The following is a 16,748-nucleotide window of genomic DNA, read 5'->3' on the forward strand; positions in this document are numbered from 1 at the left end:
GAACCTTGAGAGCATCCGCCTTCTTCCTTGCCGCCGCGCTTGCCGGCGCCGTCCATGCCCAGCAGGAAGCGCCGGTCGTCGTGAGCGGCACCGTTCCCGACGAAGCGACCCGCGCGGCGCTGCTCGACCGCCTGCGCATCGTCTACGGGGCCGCGCGCGTGGTCGACCAGCTGGCGGTCGGCACCGTGGCGGCACCCAGCAACTGGAACGACTACGTCGCGCGCCTGATCAACCCCAACCTGAAGCTCATCAAGGGCGGCCAGCTGAAGGTCGAGGGCAGCAAGGTCAGCCTGCGCGGCGACGTCGCCGACGAAGCGCAGCGGCAGAGGATCGCCGGCGACATCGCGGCCAGCCTGGACGGCACTTATACCGTCAACAACGGGCTGCGGGTGGCGGTGTCGGAGCAGGGCGTGCTGGACGCGGCGCTGGCCAACCGTATCATCGAGTTCGAATCCGGCAAGGCGGCGCTGACCGAGTCGGGCATGGAGGTGCTGGACCAGATGAGCGCGGCGATGCAAAAGCTCAAGGGCGTGAAGGTGGAGGTGATCGGGCATACGGACAACGCGGGCTCGCGCGCGGGCAACCTCTCGCTGAGCCAGGCGCGCGCCGAGGCGGTCAAGGCCTACATCGTCGGCAAGGGCATTGCGGCGGACACGATCGCGGTGTCGGGCGAAGGGCCGGACCGGCCGGTGGCGGACAATCGCACGCCGGAGGGCAAGGCGCGCAATCGCCGGATCGAGTTCAGGGTGATTCAGTAGGTGTGCATGCGAACTTGGGTTCCCGCCTGCGCGGGAACGACGGTTTTTAAGCCAACGCTGCTGGATACGTCATCCCCGCGCAGGCGGGGATCCAAGTTTGTAGCGTACCAACAGCGCTACCACTTCACGGCAAGGTAATCGTCACATGCGCCGCCTTGGGCGGCAGCTTCACCAGGTCGTTATACGCTGCCATCTGGGTCGAGGTCTCGTTCGACAAGGCCGTGCGGAAGCCCACGTAAGCCCCCAGCCCCGCCACCATGAACACCGCGCCCAGCACCCACAGCGACAGATCGCTCTGCAGCCGGTTGACCACCTGGTCCGGGCGCTCGGCGTGGGGCGCGAAACCGTGGGTGCGGCCGCGCATGCGGGCGATCTCGTCGCCCAGGCGCGCCACCAGGTAGTCGAGCTTGTCGCGTCCGTCGAGCGCGTAGCGGCCCTGGAAGCCCAGCAGCAGGCACATGTGAAAGACTTCGAGCGCTTCCACGTGCATCTGGCCCTTGGCGCGCAGGTCCTCCAGCCGGTGGAAGAAGTGCTCGCCCGCCAGCTGGTCGCCGAACACGCGCAGCTGCAGCGGCCGGGTTTCCCAGGCTTCGCGCACCTCGTAGGTGGAGCGCAGGATGATTTCGTCCACGGCCGAGCAGAACGCGTACTTGGCCGCGGTCACGTCCTCGGCCGAGATGCCGAGTCCCTTGGCGTTGCGGTCGACATCGGCCAGGAAACCCGTCATGTTGTCGGCGAAGGCCACCTTGTCCTGCGGCCCGCAGCCGTTCTTCAGCAGGAACAGCGCGTAGAAGCCCTCGTACATGATGTCCACCAGGCGCTGGGGTGGACGTTCGGCGGTCAAGCCGGGTTGCGGCGCCACGCGCCGTTCGACGAAGGCGCTCATGCGGCCACCGCGATCAGTTCAAGGCGCAGGTCGCGGATCCCGTTCGGGACGTAGATCGAGATCGCCTGCGATTTCAGCATCGTTTCGTACAGCATGCCACGGTTCTCCAAGATGAAATAATAGGTATCGGGCCGCACCGGCACCGCCGCCGGTACCTGGGGCGCGTGCACCAGCTTCACGCCGGGCAGGGCCGACAGCACGAACTTGTCGACGTCTTCCGGCGCGCCCACCTTGAACTGCAGCGGCACCACGTCCACCAGCTGCAGCGCCGGCAGGTCGGCCGACACCGCCAGGTAGAGGGTGGTCTGCAGGTTGATGCGTCCCGAGTCGAGCGCGCCCAGGTAGTAGGACGGGCGCTCGCGGTTCAGGGCGATGGTGAAATAGCGCGACGAGATCACGGTGTCGAGCAGGTCGCGGATGATGCCGTCCAGGCGCGCGAACTGCGGTCCCGGATCGGCATGGACGTACGACGGCAGGTCTTCCAGCCGGTAGCTGCGCGAGTAGGTCATGAGGCCGCCCGCCAGCCCCAAGAGCTCGCCGAACAGCCGTTCCGGATGCAGGTCGCGGTGGCCCAGGTAGTGCGACAGCGCCGCGTAGCCGGTGCTGGCGGTGTGCAGCAGCCAGAAGGCCGAGACGTCGCCGCCGCGGATCTCGATCACGTTCTTGCTCGGCTCGCGCATGTGCCCGTACAGGGCGTTGACCTTGGCCAGCAGCTTCTCCATCAGGCGCGCCAGGCTCAGGTGCAGGCCGGGTGCGGCGTCGATCGACAGGCTGGGCGGCACGAAGGACGGGTCGGCCTCGAAGCCGCCGGTGGGCACGCGCCGCAGGCGCACCAGCGGGAAGCTGTCGTAGGCTTCCAGCGGCTCGGTGTCGGCCACCAGGCGCAGCGCCTTGCGCAGGTAGGTGATCGGGGCCTCGGCCGCGCGCGTGTACAGGTCCTGGGTCTCGCGCTCGATGCTGCAAAAGCGCGCATCGAGCTCGGTATCGCCGTCCAGGGCCGCATTGTCGCCCCAGGCTTTCAGGGCCGGCAGGGCGGCATGGAAGGTCACCACCTGCTGCCCTGCCGGCAGTTCGCCCAGGCGCACCTGCAGCGGCAGCGGGTCGCCGTCGGGGGCGCGGTAGACCTCGCCGTCGGGAAACAGCAGCGACAGCTCCTCGATCCGCAGCACGTCGTGGCGCAGCGCGTCGTAGTCGACCACCAGCTTGCGCACGCCCCAGGCATAGGGGTGGAGGGCGCAGGCGGTCTGGTTCAGGCGCGCTTCGTGGTAGCGGTCCTGCTGCTGGAAATGCTGGGGCCGCAAAAACAGTCCCTCGCCCCACAGTAGCTTCGCTGGCATGCTCATCGACCTCGCCTCCAACTCAGAAATTCCTAGCTTGGCGGAAACAACGCCAACTTCATTGACAGCGCACAGAAGATAGCGTCGCGGCTTCGGCCTTGCCGCCGATTGTCATGGCACAGGCGTGCAGGCCGAGCGTGAGGCCGTCGCGCTCGGCCTCGGCGGCCGTCACCGCGGTGCGCCAGCGCTGCTCGGCGGGGCGCTGGAACAGGGCGACCACGGCCAGGTGGCCGGCCTCGCGGCCGAGCTTTTCCGTGACTTCGTAGCGCTGGCCCGGCACCAGCATGATCTCGCGCACCTCGATCAAGTCCGGCCCCAGGCTCTCGCGTTCCGCCTGCGGGTTCAGGAAAGCGGAATAGGGCGCCTGCTCGAACGCCTCCTTCTGGCGCAGCTTGTACAGGCGCACGGCCAGCGCCAGCGGCTGGCCGCGCTTGTCCAGGTTCAGCTTCGGCGAGGCGTGCAGGCGTAGCGCCACGTTGCGCGGCGGCTTGTGCGCCTCCGGCAGTTCGGGCGGCTTGCGCAGGCCGCTGGCCTCGAGTGCCTTGCTGGCGAGCCCGTTGCTGCCGCAGCCGGCCAGGGTGCAGGCCGCCAGCAGGGCCGCCAGGGATGAACTTGCTTTCATCGCCATTTCCTTTCTACATCGTTTGCGGGTTCAAGCACGGATTGAAACCCAGTGGCATGCGCGTGCCGTGATCGCGCGCAAGCGCAAGGCTTGAACGTATGAAAGAAAGCGAACTCTGCTTTGGTTGACAGTGCGCAATTTCGCCGTGACCCGCTTGCGAATAATGGTGGCTGGCTTAACTGTCCTGGAGAAAACCAGCATGATGTACAAACGCTTGATGCCATTGATCCTGGGAGTCGTCGCCCTGGCCGGGTGCGAAACCATCCCGAAAGCCGACTCCGGCAAGTCGACTGCCGCCCTGGGGGAGCAGGTCTTTACCGAGGCCGATGCCGCGATCGCGGCGAAACAGGAAGAAAAGGCCTACGGCATGATGAAGGCCGCCAGCCAGTCGCACCCGGTCGACAAGCGGCCCTGGGTCAAGATGGCGCAGATCCGCTTCAATGCCGGCGTCTACGGCGAAGCGATCACCAATGCGCAGGAGGCGCTCGAGCGCGATCCGGACGACACGGTGGCGCACAGCATCGTCGCCGTCAGTGGGTTGCGGGTGGCCAGCAAGGCCTTGGCCGACCTGACCCGCAAGAACAACCTGAACGGCGATGTGAAGAGCGAGGCGCAAGACCTGGCCAAGCTCCTGCGCACCAGCCTGGGCGAGACTACCCTGGTGCCTGCGAAAGGCGAAACGGGCAGGTCTTCGACACAGAGGTCGCGGCCAACCAACACCGCATCCAACACGCCGGCCGCATCGAGCAAGCCGGCCGACAAGGACAAGGACCCGTTCGCCGGCCTCAAGTAACCCGCGCGGCCGGCCCCGCCGGCCCTTTCATCCCCCGCAACCTGGAGTCGACATGGCCAAGAGTGAAAGCGTGCAGAAACGCTTGCAGAAGGTGCGCGCGCCGCGCGTGCAGATGACTTACGACGTCGAGATCGGCGACGCCATCGAGAACAAGGAGCTGCCCTTCGTCGTCGGCGTGGTGGGCGACTTCGGCAACGACCCGTCGCAGGAAAAGAAGCGCCTCAAGGACAAGAAGTTCGTCAACGTCGACGCCGGCAACTTCGACGAGGTGCTGGGGGCGGTGGCGCCAGTGGCGACGTTCAGGGTCGACAACCACCTCTCGCCCGAAGGCGGCCAGTTCGCGGTGCAGCTGCAGTTCAAGGAGATGGACGACTTCCGGCCCGAGTCGGTGGTGCGCCAGGTGGCGCCGCTCAACGGCCTGCTGGAGGCGCGCACCAAGCTGGCCGACCTGCGCAACAAGCTGGCCGGCAACGACAAGCTCGAAGACATCCTCAGCGAAGTGCTGGGCAATACCGAAAAACTGCACAGCCTGAAGAAGCAGGGCAAACCGGAAGGGGAGGCATGATGGCGGCAGTCCTCGATACCGCAAGCAAGGCCGCGTCGACCGCTCAATCGGTCGAACTCGACGCCTCGCTGCTCGACCAGATCGTCGAGCAGAGCCGCGTGGCCAAGTCCAGCAGCGAACACGAACGCGCGCGCGACATCATCTCGGAACTGGTGACCCAGGTGATGCAGGGCACCATGGTCATGTCGAACAACCTGTCGGCCATGATCGACGCGCGCCTGGCGGAGCTCGACCGCATGATATCAAGCCAGTTGTCGGCGGTGATGCATGCGCCCGAGTTCCAGAAGCTCGAGCGCAGCTGGACCGGCCTGCAATACCTGGTGAAGAACAGCAGCACCAGTTCGAACCTGCAGATCCGCATGCTCAACGCCAGCAAGCGCGAACTGGTGAAGGACTTCCAGTCGGCCCTGGAGTTCGACCAGAGCAGCATGTTCAAGAAAGTCTACGAGGAAGAATTCGGCAGCTTCGGCGGCGCTCCCTACGGCACCCTGATCGGCGACTTCGAGATCTCGCGCCAGCCCGAGGACATCTACTTCCTCGAGCAGATGTCGCACGTGGCGGCCGCCAGCCACGCGCCCTTCATCACATCCAGCTCGCCCGAGCTGTTCGGCATCGACAGCTTCGGCGACCTGGGTAAGCCACGCGACCTGGCGAAGGTCTTCGACACCGTCGAATACGCCAAGTGGAAGGCCTTTCGCGAATCCGAGGATTCCCGCTACGTCGGCCTGACCCTGCCGCGCTTCCTGGGGCGCCTGCCTTACCATCCGGCCGACGGCATGACCACCGAAGGCTTCAACTACGTCGAGGACGTGGACGGCAGCGACCATTCGAAATACCTGTGGTGCAACGCGGCCTACGCCTTCGCTTCCAAGCTGACCCGCGCCTTCGAAGACTACGGTTGGTGCGCGGCGATCCGCGGCGTCGAGGGCGGCGGCCTGGTGGAGAACCTGCCGGCCCACACCTTCAAGACCGACGAGGGCGAGGTGGCGCTCAAGTGCCCGACCGAGCTGGCCATCACCGATCGCCGCGAAAAGGAATTGTCGGACCTCGGCTTCATCTCCCTGGTCCACTGCAAGAACACCTCGTATGCGGCCTTCTTCGGCGCCCAGTCGGCGCAGAAGGCGAAGAAGTACAACAACGAGGCGGCCAATGCCAATGCCGTGCTGTCCTCGCAGCTGCAGTACATCTTCGCGGTCTCGCGCATCGCCCACTACATGAAGGCCATGATGCGCGACAAGATCGGCAGCTTCGCGGCCGCCTCGAATGTAGAGGATTACCTCAATCGCTGGTTAACCCAATATGTGCTCCTCGACGACAACGCGAGCCAGGACCAGAAGGCCCAGTTCCCGCTGCGCGAAGCCAGCGTGCAGGTGTCCGAAGTGCCGGGCCGTCCGGGCGTGTACCGCGCGGTGTCCTTCCTGCGTCCGCATTTCCAGCTCGACGAGCTGTCCGTTTCGCTCCGACTGGTCGCGGAGTTGCCCCAATCGACCAAAGGCTAAGCAGTTTCTTTCAACGTGAATGGAGTAGAACATGGCAATTGACGTGTACCTGCAGATCGACGGGATCAAGGGCGAATCGATGGACGACAAGCACAAGGACTGGATCGAGTGCCTGGCCGTGGACTGGGGCGTGAAGCAACCACGTTCGGCCACCGCATCGACCGGGGGCGGCCACACCGCCGAGCGTTGCGAACACGAGGAGATCACGCTGAAGAAGCTGGCCGACCTGTCCTCGCCGATCCTGCTGCAGACCTGCTCGGCCGGCAAGACGATCCCGAAGGCCAAGCTGGAGTTCATGCGTGCCGACGGCCAGGGCGAGCGCATCAAGTACTTCGAGATCGAACTGGAAAACGTCCTGATCGGCGCGGTCGAGCCGAGCGTGAAGGAGGGCAGCATCATCCAGGAGCAGGTCGGCCTGAAATTCTCGAAGATCAAGTGGAAGTACACCCAGCAGAAGATCGGCGGCGGCTCGGGCGGCAACACCTCGGGCGGCTGGGACCTGGCGGCCAACAAGGTCGCTTGACCCGTCTCCGGCCGCCCGGGGGTGCAGACCCGGGCGGCCGGTGCGAGCGCGGCGCACGCGGCCGATGCCGCTGCGCCGCGCGCTTTTTCGACTCGGAGGAAGCATGAAGGGCCTCAAGCCCGGCCTGCTGGACCGCCTCATGGACGAGCGCCCGGACGCCGCCAGGGGCGCGCCGCTGAGCAGCGAGCAGCTCAAGGACAGCGTGGCGCGCGACCTGGAAGCGCTGCTCAACACGCGCCTGCCGTTCGATCCGGCCATCCTGAACGCCTTTCCGGAAGCGCGCGCTTCCATCCTGCACTACGGCCTGCAGGACTTCGCGGGCTACTGCCTCACCAGCAGCCTTGATCGCGCCGCCGTCTGCGCCAGCATCCAGGACGCGATCGAAGCCCACGAGCCGCGCCTGCGCGACGTATCGGCCACGCTCGACCTGGTGGCGGGCAGCGTCAACCGCCTCAGCTTCATCATCCACGCCCGCCTCAGCCTGCTGGAGAGCAGCGAGCCGGTGAACTTCAATGCGGTGCTGCAGCCGTCGTCGCTGCACTACGCCGTCAAGCGCAACGGCCGGCCGCGCGGCTAGACGGCTGCAGCCGGCCCTCTTCATTACAAGGACGCGACACGATGGACATCAATCTCAAGACCCTGATCGGCAAGCTGAACGACACCACGCGCGCCGCCGCCACGCGCGCCGCCTCGATCTGCGTCGGCATGGGGCAGTACGAGGTCGAGATCGAGCACCTGTTCCTGGGCCTGATCGAGCAGCCGGGGAGCGACCTGTGCGTGATCGCGCAGGCCTGCGACATCAGCCTGACGGGCCTGGAGACCGACTTGCGCAGCGAGGTCAACCGCTTCGCCACCGGCAGCGCACGCACGCCGGTGTTCTCGCGCCACTTGCCGGTGCTGTTCGAGCATGCCTGGCTGATCGCATCGCTGGCGACGCCGGCCGCGGGGCAACCCAACCAGATCCGTAGCGCGCACCTGGTGCTGGCGCTGCTGACCGAGCCTTCGCTGTCGCAGCTGGCGACGCGCGCCTCGCCCCTGTTCCGCAAGATCCCGGTCGACCGCCTGAAACACGACCTGCCGAAACTCACGCGCGGTTCGGTGGAAGCGCAGCCGGTGGCGCAGGAAGTGGACGACACGCCAGGTGACGCGGCCGGGGACATCGCGGCCGGCCCGGCGCGCGCCACCCCGGCGCTCGACCAGTACACCACCTGCCTGACCCAGCGCGCGCGCGACGGCCGGGTCGACCCGGTGATCGGGCGCGACCCCGAGATTCGCCAGGCGATCGACATCCTGATGCGGCGGCGCCAGAACAACCCGATCCTGACCGGCGAGGCCGGGGTGGGCAAGACCGCCGTGGTGGAAGGCCTGGCCCTGCGCATCGCCGGGGGCGAGGTGCCGGACGTATTGAAGGGTGTGGAGATCCACACCCTCGACATGGGCCTGCTGCAGGCCGGGGCGTCGGTGAAGGGCGAGTTCGAGAACCGCCTGAAGAACGTGATCGACGAGGTCAAGAAGAGCCCGCACGCCATCATCCTGTTCATCGACGAAGCCCACACCATGATCGGCGCCGGCGGCGCCGCCGGCCAGAACGACGCGGCCAACCTGCTCAAGCCGGCGCTGGCGCGCGGCGAGCTGCGCACCATCGCGGCCACCACCTGGGGCGAATACAAGAAGTACTTCGAGAAGGACGCGGCGCTGGCGCGGCGCTTCCAGGTGATCAAGGTCGAGGAACCGGACGAAGCGACCGCCTGCGCCATGCTGCGCGCCATGGCCCCGCTGATGGAAAGCCACTTCAAGGTGCGCATCTTTGATGATGCCGTGACCGAGGCGGTGCGCCTGTCGCACCGCTACATCAGCGGGCGCCAGCTGCCGGACAAGGCGATCAGCGTGCTCGACACGGCCTGCGCCAAGGTCGCGCTGGGGCAGAGCGCCACCCCGGCGGCGCTGGAAGACTGCAGCCGCCGCATCGAGCGCATCGACGCGCAACTGTCGGCCCTGCAGCGCGAAGCGAACAGCGGCGCCAGCCACGAGGAAAAAATTTCACAGCTGCGCCAGCAGCGCGGCGCGCTGATTGATGAGCGCATCGGCCTGCAGCAGCGCTGGGACGAGGAGCAGAGAATCGCCCTTGAGATCGGCGAGATGCGCAGCGCCCTCGAGGCCGGGGGACAGCCCGGCCGGCCGGCTGATTTTAGCGAACTGCGTGCCCGCGTCGAACGCCTGCGCAGCCTGCAAGGGGAAATGCCGCTGGTGCCGGCGCAGGTCGACGGCCACACGGTGGCGGAAATCGTCGCCAACTGGACCGGCATACCGCTGGGGCGCATGGTCAAGGACGAGCTGAACACGGTGATGCGCCTGCAGGCCATGCTGGACGAGCGCATCCTCGGCCAATCGCACGCCAGCCATGCGGTGGCCCAGCGGGTGCGCACGGCGCGCGCCAACCTGGACGACCCGAACAAGCCCAAGGGCGTGTTCCTGTTCGTGGGCACCTCGGGCGTCGGCAAGACCGAGACCGCGCTGGCGCTGGCCGACATCCTCTACGGTGGCGAGCGCAAGCTGGTCACCATCAACATGAGCGAATACCAGGAGGCGCACAGCGTCTCGGGCCTGAAGGGCTCGCCGCCGGGCTACGTCGGCTATGGCGAAGGGGGCGTGCTCACCGAGGCGGTGCGCCGCAATCCCTACAGCGTGGTGCTGCTCGACGAAGTGGAAAAGGCGCATCCGGACGTGATGGAGCTGTTCTTCCAGGTGTTCGACAAGGGCGTGATGGACGATGCCGAAGGGCGCCAGATCGACTTTCGCAACACCATCATCATCCTGACCTCGAACGTTGGCTCGAGCCAGATGATGGGGGCCTGCCTGAACAAGCCCCCAAGTGAGGTGCCGACGCCGGAGCAGCTGGCGGAGCTGATCCGCCCGCAGCTCATGAAGCACTTCAAGCCGGCCTTCCTAGGGCGCCTGGCCGTGGTGCCCTTCTACCCGATCCGCGACGAGGTGCTGACCAACATCATCCGTCTGAAACTGGACCGCATCAAGGCGCGCGTGATGGACAACCACCGCGCCCGCTTCGAGTACGACGACGCGCTGGTGGCGGCGGTCCTGAGCCGCTGCACCGAGGTCGATTCCGGCGCGCGCAACGTCGACAACATCCTCAACGGCACGCTGCTGCCCGAGATCGCCGACAGCGTGCTGGCGCGCATGGCCGAGGGCGGCGCCATCACCCGGGTCAAGGTGGGCGCGACCAGGGCCGGCAAGTTCAAGTACGCGATCGAATAAGGAGCTCCCATGCTGGACATCGACAAACTGCTGGCCCCGATCGCTGCGGACCAGCCCTGCGGCGAGGACCTCGCGTTCTCGCCCGAGTTCGACGCCATCAACCGCGCGCGCCAGGCCGACGATCCGTCGATCGAGCAGGGCGCCTGGGTCACGACGCTGAAGGAAGCCGACTGGAAGTTCGTGGCCAGGCGCTGCGCGGAGCTGATCGAGACCCGCAGCAAGGATTTGCAGTTGGCGGTCTGGCTGGCCGAGGCGGCGGCGAAAACCGACCGACTGGCCGGGCTGGCGGCCAGCCTGCGCCTGCTGGGGGCGCTGTGCGAGCGCTACTGGGAGCACGTGCATCCGCTGCCCGACGAGGACGGCCACGAGCGCCGGATCGGCAACCTGGCCTGGATCGCGGCGCGCATCGCGCCCCTGGTCAAGGACGTGCCGCTGGCCGATGGCCTGACCATGCTGGCCTGGGAAGCGGCGCGCGCGCGCGGGCCGGACAGCGTCGCCGAGCTGGAAACGGCGCGCACCAAGGCAACGCCGGCGGCGCGCCAAGCGCTGGCCGAGGCGGCGCACGACTGCCTGGCGGCGCTGGTGGAACTGGAGCGGGTGGTCGACGAGCGCCTCGGCGCCGACGGCCCCAGCTTCGGCGCCGCGCGCGCCGCGCTGCGCGACTTCGAGGACATGGCGGCGCCGCCGACGCCGCCGATGGCGGCTCCCGTGCCTGTCGCGCAGGCCATGCCGGTGGTGGTGGCGGGCAGCGCGCTGCGCGCGCAGGGCGTGGCCAGTGAGGGACCGCTGCACAGCCGCGAGCAGGCGCTGGCCCAACTGCGCGGTGTGGCCGAGTTCTTCCGCCGCACCGAACCGCACAGTCCGGTGGCCTACCTGGCCGAGAAAGCGGCGCGCTGGGGCGAGCAGCCGCTGCACGCCTGGTTGCGTTCGGTCATCAAGGACGATGCGTCGCTGGCGCGGCTGGAAGATTTGCTGGGAATCGAGACGGAAGAGGGGTGAAAGAAAATTTCATGTAGAGCGCAGGATGAAATTTTCTTTCATATAAAGGCCGGCATCGCCGTCATGCCGTTCAGTCAGCAAAAAAACGTCGCTCCGGCGAAGGCCGGAGCCCAAGGAAGCGCTTCGATAGCGCATGCAGAACCTGGATTCCGGCCTTCGCCCACTGCTGTCCGGGATAATCGCTAACTCTACATTAATAGGGGTTTAGGGAAACGGCGGCGGTGTAAGCGTATCCAACAAGCAAATTTTAAGCACCTAACTCGTCGTACGCCCCACTGGCGCCTACGACTTCCGGCGAAGGCCGGAACCCAATCCTGTTGCGGGCCGCTATCGCGGGGCACGATATTTCACCCAAAATCGGGTTCCCGCCTACGTGGGAACGACGATCTTCGGCTAGATGAAATTATCCCGGACAGCAGTGCGCCTTCGCCGGAAGTCATGGGCGCCAGTGGCGCCATGACGTTCATACGCCAACTAAACGGCCACAGGCATCGCCGGCCTGTTGACGTTTACTCGGCCTGCTTTTGCGCGCCCGGCTGCACCATCGAGGTGGCTTTCGCGATCTGCGCTTCCACGGTCTCCACTGCCTGGCGGGTCGCCTGGGTGACCTGTTCGTAGCCCTTGAAGGCATTGTCGATGGCGGTCTTGATGATGTCGACGGCGTTCTCCGAGCCCGGCTTGACGTTCTGCGTCACGTCGTAGATCAGGGCCGACAGGGTGCTCTTGGCTTCGGCCACGTGGGTGTCGGCGGCCTGGCGGAACTCCTGGTGCATCTCGTCGATGATGGCTTTGAGTTGCTCGCGGTATTCCGCGGCCCCGGCCGCGCCCGGCTGCATGCGTGCATGCAGCGCCGCGATGGCGGCCTTCGGGTCACCGGAATTGGCCAGGCCCGCCATCTCCTGGCCGGCCGCGATCGAGCCTGCCATCGAACTCTTCGCTGCATTCATGTTCAGCGCCACCACCTGTTCCACGCCCTTGACCGTCTTGTCGGCAAGGGTGTTGAAGGTTTGCATCTGCAGGTCGAACAAGGTCTTGGTGGCATTGGCGAACTGCTCCGGACTGGTAAACATCGGTGTCTCCTCGCTATTGGAATAATCGGATGCATGTCGGATGAGATGCGGCTTGCACCCCATTATTTAGCAACAATGGGTTTTTCGCAACGCGCGTCCCGATAGGGGCCGCCGGATTTTTCCCAGCCCGGCCCGAGGGGCGTCTGCGAGCATGCAAGCGCGCCGTTCAATTTGCTGCGCCATTGGTAATAGGGGGCCGGACCGGCGAGCGCGGCATCCGCAGCCAGTCCGAGCGCCAAGCCCAGCGCAAGGAGAAGAGTAGCGTGTTTCATCGACTGCCGAGCTTACCCTCATCACGAAACAAGTCAAGCATCGTGTCGATTTCCCTCGCTGCGCGGGCCGCGGGCATGCCTATGCCACCCGGTTGTAGCGCAGCACGATTTCGTAGCGGCTGTCTTCGTCGTCGCTGATGTACTCGCGCCGCTCCCGGTACTGGCCGGGAATCTTGCCGAGGGGCGTTACCTTGACCCTGATTCCTTGCGGCGTGACATACTCGCTCGCTGCCGGCAGCGCGACATCGACATTGGTCAGTTCGACCAGGTCTTGCAGGCCCGGGCCGATCATGTCCTCGATGATCGGATCGGCCGGCGCCCACAGCGCGACGAACACGTCGATCGCGACCACCACCGCGGCCGCGATGGCGGCGGCGATCAGGCCCTTGAGGCCGTAGCTGGCCAGCTTCGATGCGATCGCACCCGCCTCCTTCAGGTGGTCCATCACGAAGGCCAGCTGGTCTTTCAGGATGTCGATGAAGGCGTCGAGCGTGTCCTCGATCTGGCGCTCGAAGGCCTCTTCGCCGTCGACCTCGAAACCCCGGATCGACAACGCCGCACCCAGGATCGGCGCCTGGTGCGAGAACAGCAGGTGGTCCATGGCGCGCGTCTCGCCGCTGTCGACGTCGCTGAAGCGGATCGGCTCGCCGTTATTGGGCGTCTGCGCCGCACCGGGACTGAGGTCGGGAAGCAGCGGCAGCGCCACGATCCGGATGCCGACTTCGTCCGAGCCGAACGAGGCGGGCGAGGTTTCGGCACGCGCGTACAGGCTCTCGCTCCTGATCTCGAAGCGCGCGCTTGCGGGCGTGGCCACGCCGACGTATTCGACGTTCGACAGCAGCACCGGCCCATGGCCGGGGTAGGTGCTGAGATTGGGCACCGCGACCTGGAACCCATAGACGCCGGGGGCCAGGTCGGCGGGCACCTGGAAGCTGAGGCGGTCGTGCACGCGGCAATCGAGGATGAGGCGGTCCTGCTCGCCGATGCGCTCGGTGAGCGGTGTCTCGTCGTCGCCGCACACCTGGGCCGGCACCTCGCGCAGCACCGTGCCCGGCGCCTCCCTGGTGAAGATCCGCACGGTCGCATCGACGCTGGAAAAATTCACGCCCTCCAGCAGTACCCCCTGGCCGGCTTCGATCTCCGGCACGCGTGCGCAAGCGCCGGCCAGGGTGTTGCCGGGGCAGTCGCTGGTCTGCACATCGCACACCTGTTTGGGTTCATTGCCTTCCAGAATCACGCGGCAACGCTGCTGCAGTTCGGACGGCAGGTATTCGCCCGGGCTGAGCGGCGGCGTGAAGCTGGCGGTGCGCAGGCCGTTGACGCGGCAGATCCGCACCAGGGGATCGAAGTTTTCCTCGCCGGGGATATGGGGCCGCACCCGCACCCGGCCGGGATGTTCCTGCGTCGCACAGGCGGCGGCGTCGAAGGCCTGCACGCCGACCCGGTCCGCGATCTCTTGGGCGAAACCCAGCGACAACTGCGCCAAGTCGAGCGGCTGGTCGATGGAGGGCAGCAGGCTGGTCGCAAACAGGCGGCTGCGTTCGCCGTCGCCGAGGCTATCGAGCGATTCGCTGGCGCAGGCCAGCACCCGTTTCAGTTCCGGCGCCAGGCGGTCCAGGGTGGCAAAGCCGCTTTGCTCCAGCGCATTGGCCGGCGCCTTGCCGGCGAGGTAGCGCCGCGTCAGGTGGAAGAAGGACGCGCCGAGCGTACTGGGGACGCGGTTGTTGGCCAGCAGCCGGTCGAGCTTGTTGCGCCGGCTCTGCTTCGGCTTGGCGCCCAGCGACACCGGCACGCAGGCGCCGGGTACGCCGGGCGGGCAGGGATGGCCGCCGCCCGGCGGCGCGCATGGCGTTTCGGGCTGCGCCGGCGCCGCGCAGTTGTAGATGTGGATGGTGCCGCTGCTCTTGATGCTGATGTTGATGGTGCATCCGCCTTCATGCCCTGGCTTGCTGCTGTCCGAGGGATTGTTTTTGCTCGATTTCATGATGTAATCTCCGTAAAGAGGCGACAGGGCAGGGCTTGGCCGTCAGGCAGGCGCGACACGGATGACCGTAGCGCGGTATGCGCCCGAGCCCTTGGATTGCGCTCAATGGAGAAGCGAACAGACGAGGGAGGTGAGAATGCAGCACAGCGCCACGCTGCTCAATATCGGCGAGGCCGCCAAGGCGTCCGGCGTATCGGCCAAGATGATCCGCCACTACGAATCGATTGGCCTGCTCAAGGAGGCGAAGCGTACCGAATCCGGCTACCGCGTGTACAGCCAGGACGACGTGCGCGTGCTGCAGTTCGTCCACCGCGCCCGCGCGCTCGGCTTCTCGCTCGAACAGATCGGAAAGCTCCTGAGCCTATGGCAGGACCAGGGCCGCGCCAGCGCCGACGTGCGTGCCCTGGCGCGCGCCCACATCGAAGAACTCAACCGCAAGATCGCCGAGATGGAAGCCATGCGCCGCACGCTCGAAGCATTGGCCGCGTCCTGCCACGGCGATGCGCGCTCGCACTGCCCGATCCTCGACGACCTGGCCGCGCACTAGGCTCGTGCCGGCAGCGCCAGGGGCCGGAGCGGTTCCAGGTCGGGAAAGGCGGTGACGCGGTAGCGTGGGGGCCAGGCCTGCGGCACGGGCTCGATCAGGTGGCCGCAGGCCGCGTGCAGCGCGTCCCACGGGAACATGAGCAGTTCGTCCGACCCGCCATCGCCGCCATGGCTGGACAGGACGACCCGTTCGGTGCGCGGCAGCAGGGTATCGACCCCCTCGGTCCAGACGCAGAAGCTGTATTCGGCGCCGCTCGCTTCTTCGCGCATCACCTTGTAGCTGGCGACGAACATGTCGGTCCCGTTCTTCTCGTGCAGCGCCTCGAGCATCTCTGCCTGCGCCGCGTAGTCGCCGTACAGGTACTGCCGCCGCAGGCTTGCAAGGCCGGTGCGCACGAGCGCATCCTCCGGCACATGTTCGACCGGGCGCCCGGCTTCGAAACGGTACATCAGGGCCGACACCGGCCGTGTTTCGGTATCGGCGACCCGCTGCGCCAGTGCGACCATCGCGCGCACGCCCTCGACATTCTTGCTCGAGGCCCGCAGCAGCGTATGGCGCGCCGGGATCATCGCGAGCGGATTGGCGCCGGCAATGCGATGCGCCAGGTCGGGCAGCAGCAGGCGCGAAGAGTCGTAGGCGTCGCCCCAGTCGCCCGCGTACACGCCACGCTCGACCTGGATGAAACGGTCGACCGTGGCATCGCGCAGCTTGTCCATGGCGGCGGCCAGCGCTTCCTCCACGCCCACGCCCCACTGCGCCAGTTGCGCCGGACCGACGGACTGCATCATGTCCGCGCCGTCGTGCACGAGCATCAGCACGGTATCGCCGCTGAACGGCAGGAACAGGCTGCCCGATGGCGCATCGGGCTCCTTGCCCAGCTCCATGAGGCGCAGGTATTCCGCCATGCCGCGTCCGCGCAGGGCCGGCATCAGGTGAGGCCGGGCAGCGGCAAACGTGGCCGGCAGGCCGGGAGGGCAGGCCATCGCGACCGCGCGTTCGAGCTGGCGTTCGCGTTCGCCCCCCGCAGCGGCGCAGTATTCGGGGTACAGGTTGTGCAGGTTGATGACGTGCGCGCCATCGGTGCCCAGCAGCAGGCGCAAGCCTTCCTCGTCGAAGCGGACCGGCTCGTGCGGGTAGCGGGCGGCCAGCTTCTTCATCAGGAGCTGGGCGTACTTGCGGCGCGAGGGTGGGCGCCGGAAGAAATCGAGGAGGGACATGGACGCAGTCTAGGGCGATTCGCCGGCGCTGTCCAAGCAGGGGAGATACAACGCAAAACGCCGTAAGCCTTTTTCAAAGCTTACGGCGTTTTGCGGGACTGTCGTCCAAGGTAGAGTTTGGTGCCCACGGAGGGACTCGAACCCCCACACCTCGCGGCACATGGACCTGAACCATGCGCGTCTACCAATTCCGCCACGTGGGCATATTTACTTCGGTACAGCTAACTCTTTGCAAGCTTCCGCACCGGCGGGAAACCCGCCGGACCTACGATACTGCATACTGCTACGGAATTCTATGGTGCCCACGGAGGGACTCGAACCCCCACACCTCGCGGCACATGGACCTGAACCATGCGCGTCTACCAATTCCGCCACGTGGGCATTTGTACTTCTTACTTCTTGC

At 66.5% G+C, this 16,748-nt stretch carries 16 protein-coding genes and 2 tRNA genes; 9 read left to right on the forward strand and 9 right to left on the reverse strand.

Translation table 11 applies throughout. From position 1 onward, the window contains the following. Positions 1-5: 5 nt before the first annotated feature. Positions 6-758, forward strand: a complete 753-nt coding sequence (locus ACK4S9_RS17240; protein WP_409728075.1) for an OmpA family protein — start codon at positions 6-8, stop codon at positions 756-758. 124 nt (positions 759-882) lie between these two features. Here ACK4S9_RS17240 and icmH read toward each other — a convergent pair whose 3' ends face one another. The 3 genes from icmH to tssJ are packed head-to-tail and all read right to left on the reverse strand — an operon-like array spanning position 883 to position 3,603. After that, positions 883-1,644 carry a type IVB secretion system protein IcmH/DotU gene (gene icmH / locus ACK4S9_RS17245; protein ID WP_409728077.1) on the reverse strand — a complete coding sequence of 254 codons (762 nt, stop codon included), beginning with the start codon at positions 1,642-1,644 and terminating at the stop codon, positions 883-885. After that, on the reverse strand, positions 1,641-2,987 hold the full coding sequence (tssK, locus tag ACK4S9_RS17250) for a type VI secretion system baseplate subunit TssK (RefSeq protein ID WP_409728080.1): 1,347 nt from the start codon (positions 2,985-2,987) through the stop codon (positions 1,641-1,643). Before tssK ends, icmH begins: the two co-directional genes overlap by 4 nt. Before the next feature lie 52 nt (positions 2,988-3,039). Next, positions 3,040-3,603, reverse strand: a complete 564-nt coding sequence (gene tssJ / locus ACK4S9_RS17255) for a type VI secretion system lipoprotein TssJ (RefSeq protein WP_409728083.1) — start codon at positions 3,601-3,603, stop codon at positions 3,040-3,042. A gap of 199 nt (positions 3,604-3,802) precedes the next feature. Between tssJ and ACK4S9_RS17260 the strand changes: the two genes are divergently transcribed. The 7 genes from ACK4S9_RS17260 (at position 3,803) to tssA (ending at position 11,255) form a co-directional block, all read left to right on the forward strand. Continuing rightward, complete coding sequence (locus ACK4S9_RS17260) at positions 3,803-4,396, forward strand: tetratricopeptide repeat protein (protein ID WP_409728086.1); 594 nt, start codon at positions 3,803-3,805, stop codon at positions 4,394-4,396. A 52-nt stretch (positions 4,397-4,448) separates the two neighbouring features. Beyond that, complete coding sequence (gene tssB, locus ACK4S9_RS17265; protein ID WP_409728089.1) at positions 4,449-4,961, forward strand: type VI secretion system contractile sheath small subunit; 513 nt, start codon at positions 4,449-4,451, stop codon at positions 4,959-4,961. Further along, positions 4,961-6,460 carry a type VI secretion system contractile sheath large subunit gene (gene tssC / locus ACK4S9_RS17270; RefSeq protein ID WP_409728117.1) on the forward strand — a complete coding sequence of 500 codons (1,500 nt, stop codon included), beginning with the start codon at positions 4,961-4,963 and terminating at the stop codon, positions 6,458-6,460. Before tssB ends, tssC begins: the two co-directional genes overlap by 1 nt. 31 nt (positions 6,461-6,491) lie before the next feature. Continuing rightward, positions 6,492-6,983: an Hcp family type VI secretion system effector gene (locus ACK4S9_RS17275; protein ID WP_027865055.1), complete on the forward strand. Its 492-nt coding sequence runs from the start codon at positions 6,492-6,494 to the stop codon at positions 6,981-6,983. A gap of 103 nt (positions 6,984-7,086) precedes the next feature. Then, positions 7,087-7,560, forward strand: a complete 474-nt coding sequence (tssE, locus tag ACK4S9_RS17280) for a type VI secretion system baseplate subunit TssE (protein ID WP_409728093.1) — start codon at positions 7,087-7,089, stop codon at positions 7,558-7,560. A gap of 41 nt (positions 7,561-7,601) precedes the next feature. Beyond that, positions 7,602-10,256, forward strand: a complete 2,655-nt coding sequence (gene tssH / locus ACK4S9_RS17285; RefSeq protein ID WP_409728096.1) for a type VI secretion system ATPase TssH — start codon at positions 7,602-7,604, stop codon at positions 10,254-10,256. Between the two features lie 9 nt (positions 10,257-10,265). Beyond that, the gene (tssA, locus tag ACK4S9_RS17290; protein WP_409728099.1) at positions 10,266-11,255 is read left to right on the forward strand and encodes a type VI secretion system protein TssA; all 990 of its coding nucleotides are present in this window, start codon (positions 10,266-10,268) and stop codon (positions 11,253-11,255) included. Positions 11,256-11,764: 509 nt separating this feature from the next. Here tssA and phaP read toward each other — a convergent pair. From phaP to ACK4S9_RS17305, 3 genes are all read right to left on the reverse strand, one after another. Beyond that, on the reverse strand, positions 11,765-12,325 hold the full coding sequence (phaP, locus tag ACK4S9_RS17295; RefSeq protein WP_409728102.1) for a TIGR01841 family phasin: 561 nt from the start codon (positions 12,323-12,325) through the stop codon (positions 11,765-11,767). Between the two features lie 62 nt (positions 12,326-12,387). Then, positions 12,388-12,597, reverse strand: a complete 210-nt coding sequence (locus tag ACK4S9_RS17300) for a hypothetical protein (protein ID WP_409728105.1) — start codon at positions 12,595-12,597, stop codon at positions 12,388-12,390. A 79-nt stretch (positions 12,598-12,676) separates the two neighbouring features. Next, the gene (locus ACK4S9_RS17305; protein WP_409728108.1) at positions 12,677-14,581 is read right to left on the reverse strand and encodes a hypothetical protein; all 1,905 of its coding nucleotides are present in this window, start codon (positions 14,579-14,581) and stop codon (positions 12,677-12,679) included. A 136-nt stretch (positions 14,582-14,717) separates the two neighbouring features. On the opposite strand from ACK4S9_RS17305, the gene cueR reads away from it, so the two are divergent. Beyond that, positions 14,718-15,128, forward strand: a complete 411-nt coding sequence (cueR, locus tag ACK4S9_RS17310; RefSeq protein ID WP_409728111.1) for a Cu(I)-responsive transcriptional regulator — start codon at positions 14,718-14,720, stop codon at positions 15,126-15,128. On the opposite strand, the gene ACK4S9_RS17315 is transcribed toward cueR, so the two are convergent. From ACK4S9_RS17315 to ACK4S9_RS17325, 3 genes are all read right to left on the reverse strand, one after another. Further along, a complete protein-coding gene (locus ACK4S9_RS17315) occupies positions 15,125-16,345 on the reverse strand; it encodes a hypothetical protein (protein WP_409728114.1) in 1,221 nt (406 codons plus the stop codon). The two genes, cueR and ACK4S9_RS17315, sit on opposite strands and share 4 nt — an antisense overlap. Positions 16,346-16,463: 118 nt before the next feature. After that, positions 16,464-16,548, reverse strand: a tRNA-Leu gene (locus ACK4S9_RS17320). A 93-nt stretch (positions 16,549-16,641) separates the two neighbouring features. Continuing rightward, positions 16,642-16,726: transfer RNA gene (locus tag ACK4S9_RS17325), tRNA-Leu, on the reverse strand. Positions 16,727-16,748: the final 22 nt, after the last annotated feature.

This window comes from Massilia sp., assembly GCF_046293535.1.
Taxonomy (GTDB): domain Bacteria; phylum Pseudomonadota; class Gammaproteobacteria; order Burkholderiales; family Burkholderiaceae_D; genus Telluria.

What these genes read in the sequence shown, in the direction of transcription:
- tssE (WP_409728093.1), top strand. Translation starts at nt 7,087, where the DNA reads ATGAAGGGCCTCAAGCCCGGCCTGCTGGACCGCCTCATGGACGAGCGC.
- ACK4S9_RS17305 (WP_409728108.1), bottom strand. Translation starts at nt 14,581, where the DNA reads ATGAAATCGAGCAAAAACAATCCCTCGGACAGCAGCAAGCCAGGGCAT.
- icmH (WP_409728077.1), bottom strand. Translation starts at nt 1,644, where the DNA reads ATGAGCGCCTTCGTCGAACGGCGCGTGGCGCCGCAACCCGGCTTGACC.
- ACK4S9_RS17260 (WP_409728086.1), top strand. Translation starts at nt 3,803, where the DNA reads ATGATGTACAAACGCTTGATGCCATTGATCCTGGGAGTCGTCGCCCTG.
- tssB (WP_409728089.1), top strand. Translation starts at nt 4,449, where the DNA reads ATGGCCAAGAGTGAAAGCGTGCAGAAACGCTTGCAGAAGGTGCGCGCG.
- ACK4S9_RS17275 (WP_027865055.1), top strand. Translation starts at nt 6,492, where the DNA reads ATGGCAATTGACGTGTACCTGCAGATCGACGGGATCAAGGGCGAATCG.
- ACK4S9_RS17315 (WP_409728114.1), bottom strand. Translation starts at nt 16,345, where the DNA reads ATGTCCCTCCTCGATTTCTTCCGGCGCCCACCCTCGCGCCGCAAGTAC.
- cueR (WP_409728111.1), top strand. Translation starts at nt 14,718, where the DNA reads ATGCAGCACAGCGCCACGCTGCTCAATATCGGCGAGGCCGCCAAGGCG.
- tssA (WP_409728099.1), top strand. Translation starts at nt 10,266, where the DNA reads ATGCTGGACATCGACAAACTGCTGGCCCCGATCGCTGCGGACCAGCCC.
- tssH (WP_409728096.1), top strand. Translation starts at nt 7,602, where the DNA reads ATGGACATCAATCTCAAGACCCTGATCGGCAAGCTGAACGACACCACG.
- tssJ (WP_409728083.1), bottom strand. Translation starts at nt 3,603, where the DNA reads ATGAAAGCAAGTTCATCCCTGGCGGCCCTGCTGGCGGCCTGCACCCTG.
- phaP (WP_409728102.1), bottom strand. Translation starts at nt 12,325, where the DNA reads ATGTTTACCAGTCCGGAGCAGTTCGCCAATGCCACCAAGACCTTGTTC.
- tssC (WP_409728117.1), top strand. Translation starts at nt 4,961, where the DNA reads ATGGCGGCAGTCCTCGATACCGCAAGCAAGGCCGCGTCGACCGCTCAA.
- tssK (WP_409728080.1), bottom strand. Translation starts at nt 2,987, where the DNA reads ATGAGCATGCCAGCGAAGCTACTGTGGGGCGAGGGACTGTTTTTGCGG.
- ACK4S9_RS17300 (WP_409728105.1), bottom strand. Translation starts at nt 12,597, where the DNA reads ATGAAACACGCTACTCTTCTCCTTGCGCTGGGCTTGGCGCTCGGACTG.